Source organism: Luteibacter sp. P4_E6, from assembly GCF_056401535.1.
This window is the reverse complement of sequence record NZ_JBFUJE010000403.1, coordinates 1-3606: the sequence shown is the minus strand read 5'-3', so window position 1 is coordinate 3606 and position 3606 is coordinate 1. Positions and strand designations below refer to the sequence as shown.

At 61.8% G+C, this 3606-nt stretch carries 2 protein-coding genes; both read right to left on the bottom strand.

Features of this window, described 5'->3' with window-relative positions:
- On the bottom strand, positions 1-834 hold an 834-nt coding region (locus AC1DT2_RS18070), incomplete at its 3' end, for a DMT family transporter (protein WP_477297855.1).
- 134 nt (positions 835-968) lie between these two features.
- Entirely contained in the window at positions 969-3137 is a 2169-nt protein-coding gene (locus AC1DT2_RS18065; protein ID WP_477297856.1) for an AsmA family protein, read from the bottom strand.
- Between the last annotated feature and the right edge of the window lie 469 nt (positions 3138-3606).

Sequence of the window (3606 nt, the reverse complement as noted above, 5' to 3'; positions counted from 1 at the left end):
CACCGCACCGATAATCACCGCCACGCCAAGATAAAACGTCCAGCCCAGTTCCCGCTGCTCGCCCAGCAGCGGAATCGCCAGCACGATCGCGTAAACCGGCTCGAGGTTCGTCACCATCTGCGTTGCAAACGCCGTCAGATGACGCAGCGCTGCCAGCGCGAGAGCGAACGGCAGCAACGTGCATCCGTAAGCCAGTACCACCATCAGTAACGCATCGTGCAGGCTCGGCAGGACGAAGGCCRGCGTAGCCATGAATGGTGCCAACACGGTAAGGAACAACGTCCCCGTACCTAGCTCGATGCAGGTCACCGTGAGTGCATCCGCCCGATCGATCAGTCGCTTGTTAAACGCGCTGAAAAAAGCGACGAACAGCGCGGAAAGCACACCGATCGCCAGGCCTAGCCGCATCTCACCCGGCAAGCCACCCGCCACGAGGACGACGCCCGGCACGATGGCAGCACCGATCAGCAACTCGCGTGGATCGAAGCGACGACCGGCTACCCAGGGTTCGACAACGGCGAGGAACACCGGGCACAAGGCGATGCATGTCGCCGCGACGGACGCGTTGGCGAGCTTGATCGCGCCGTAGAACGTGAGCCAGTGCAGGGCGACGATCACGCCGATGCCCGCGTAGGAAAGCAGAAGCTTCGGCGACAACGCACGCAACCCGCGCCACACACGGGGCACACAGAGCAGGGTGGCCGACACCAGCAACATGCGCCACCACACCAAGGGCAACGCCGCCAGCGTGATCAGCTTGCCGAGGATGGCGGTGAAGCCCCACAGCAGGACACAGAAGTGGATCTGGAGGTGGGCTTTGCGGGAGGGCAGCATGCCCGCAAGCTTGCGGCAAAACGCAGTTCTTGTGTAGGAGCCGATTCATCGGCGAAGGCCGTGGCAGCGGATCACCGTCTGGGCGATGCCATCGCCGATGAATCGGCTCCTACAGGGGGCAAGGGCAATTAGCGTTATTTCTTCTTAGCGTCGGCCTGGGCCTGGGTCTTGCCCGGGGGCGGGGCCTTGGGCGGGGCGCTCTTGAGGTCGTCGAGCAACGGCTTGCACTGCGTAGCGTCGGCCTTGCCGCTTTCGGGGACGGCCAGCGCGGCGATGGCAGCAACGGGCGCGGCGAAGACGGCCAGGGCGACGGCACCACCGCCGCGCAGGATCAGCGGTCCCGGATGCACGCCAACCGACGGGTTCTTCATCGTGCCGTGCACGTACAGCGGCGAGCGCAGCGAGAACAGGCGGAAGCCCTTCGTGTGCGGCACGATATCGAGGTTGAGCTTCTCGCTCTTGAAGTCGATATCGCCGGTCACGTTGATAAGCGCCTTCTCCGTATCGAAGGCGAACAGCTTCGAATCCATATCGCCGTTCGTGGCAACGAGGTCGGCCGCCATGCAGTTGATCTTGACCGTTTCGTCGCCGAACAGCTTGTTCACTGCATAGCTACCGACATTCAGGCCGGCCAGTTCCAGCAGCGAACTGCTGACCGCGCCATCGTTGATCAGCAACTTGATCTCGCCGTTGGAGCTGCCCAGCAAGGCCGCCGGCGAATTGCCCACGGCAGTCAGGGAAGCGTCGCCATTGAGTTCACCCAGCGTCGTGTCTCCCGGCGCCAGTTTGGGAAACAGCTCCTTCAGCTTCAGATGCCGCGCACCCATGTTGAACGTGCCTTTCATGGGCGTGGTGGAGCCATCGACGTGGATGTTGCTGCCGACCGTGCCACCGGCCACGCCGAACCTCAGCGGGTCGAGGGCAAGCTTGCCGTCCTTCATGGTGAGATGGGTGAAGAGGTTGTCGACCGGCAAGCGATCGCCATGAACGATATGCACGCCCGTGAACTCGACATCGGCGTCCATCGCGTTCCAGCGATCGGTCTTGAACGGTTCGACCGGAAGCACCTTGTCGTCGGGCTGTTTCACCGAGTCGCCGCGCTCGGTTTTCTCTGCGTTGGAGCCTCCGCCGACCAGCGGGGCGAGATCCGAGAACAGCAACTGGTTCGACTTCAGCTTGCCGGTCAGGCTCGGACGCTGGCCACCGGTGTTGAAGGTGAGGCTGCCGCCGAGATCGCTGCCGCCGACCTTGCCGGTGAAGTTGTCATAGGTGAAGACGCTCGCGCCCTTCTTGAGATTGGCCTTGAGATGGCCTTCCGTGGCGAACGGCGGCGTATCGGGAAGGGTCACGCCGGTGAGATCGTAGAGATGCGACATGCTCGTGCCCGACAACCACAGGCGGATGTCGAGCGCACCCACGTTGAGCGGATCGGTCAGCGTGCCGACGAAAGCAATATGAGTGTCACCGAAGCGTGCGTCGGCCTGCACAGGGAAGGGACGATTCGTGTCGCGAAGCGCGAGCACACCGCCGGTCTTCGCCTTGGCTTCGACAGTCGACTTCTTGTACGTACCCTTGGCGTCCCATTGGAACTGGTACACCTGCTTCTTCTTGGTCTGGTCCTGGCGATCCGTGTCTCCGGCGCCGTTCCTGGCCATGGCCTTCGTCGTGGCGCCATTGGTCTTCGCGGCCTGCGCGCGCGAATCCTTCTCCTGCTGCGCCATGATCTCGTCGAAGGGAATGCCCTTGCCCAGCGGCGTCACGTCAATACCCATGGCGATCTGGTTGGTCGCGTCGTTGAAATCGACGTGACCCTTGTCGAAGGCAATGGCGTTGAGCTCGAGCTGCCACTCGGACGGGCCCGTGCTCTCGGGCATCTTGAACGTCCAGGTGTTGTCGCCGTTCTTCACGCGCTCGAGGTCGATGACCGGCTGACCGAGTCGAATCTCCGGCACGACGATGCGGTGCGAGATGAGCGGGAACGGCGAAAGGCGGAACTCAAGGGACTGCAAGGTCGCGAACTGTTTCGTCTTCGCCCAGTCCGGGTTCGCCACCGTGATGTCGAGCGCGGTGAAGTGCGGCCACGGAATCAGACTGACCAGCCCGTCTTCGCCTGGTTCGCGCGACCAGTGTGCCGAAAGGTCGCCATTGATGGCGAAAGGCCGGCCGATGGCCTCGGAAACCTTTTCGTTGATCGTCGGTTTAAGCCTGTTCCAGTCGAACAGGGCGATAAACAGAATGATCACGATGATGAGCAGGATCAGGATCCCCACCACCCACGCCACTATCTTCCTTCCACGCCGCATCATGTCGCCTCCACTCCTATAACGGTGACAGAGGTAACCGGTGGGCTGACAAGGTTATGTGTTCAATGCGGGCTCTGGTTAAGCGAAGTCCAGAGTATGTGACGACGGGTGGTGCCGAAAAAGCACAGCCGAGACTACGACACATGGCATATTTACTCGTGTGTGCACGAGTGATTAGGGTGTATCCGACCAAGAGGCCAAGAATGGCGATTCACGGTCAGGGTTTCAGGACTGCGAAATAATCAACGACTCGAGGGAACGAGCTATGAAATACCCGACGTGCTTTAGCGTTCTTACACTCACACTCCTCGTGAACTTCTCCGGCGCGACTATTGCGGCTCCAGTAGGCGATTCAGCGATAGCCTACACGTGCGAGGCGACGACCCCGCGCGGACGACTGCGTACCTCTGTCCGAAACGCGCCCCTGCTCCGCCGGAGACGACGTTCACGCCGTCCCTGGGGGCTCAAG

Coding starts and splice junctions, on each gene's coding strand:
- AC1DT2_RS18065 (WP_477297856.1), bottom strand. CDS start 3,137: ATGCGGCGTGGAAGGAAGATAGTGGCGTGGGTGGTGGGGATCCTGATC.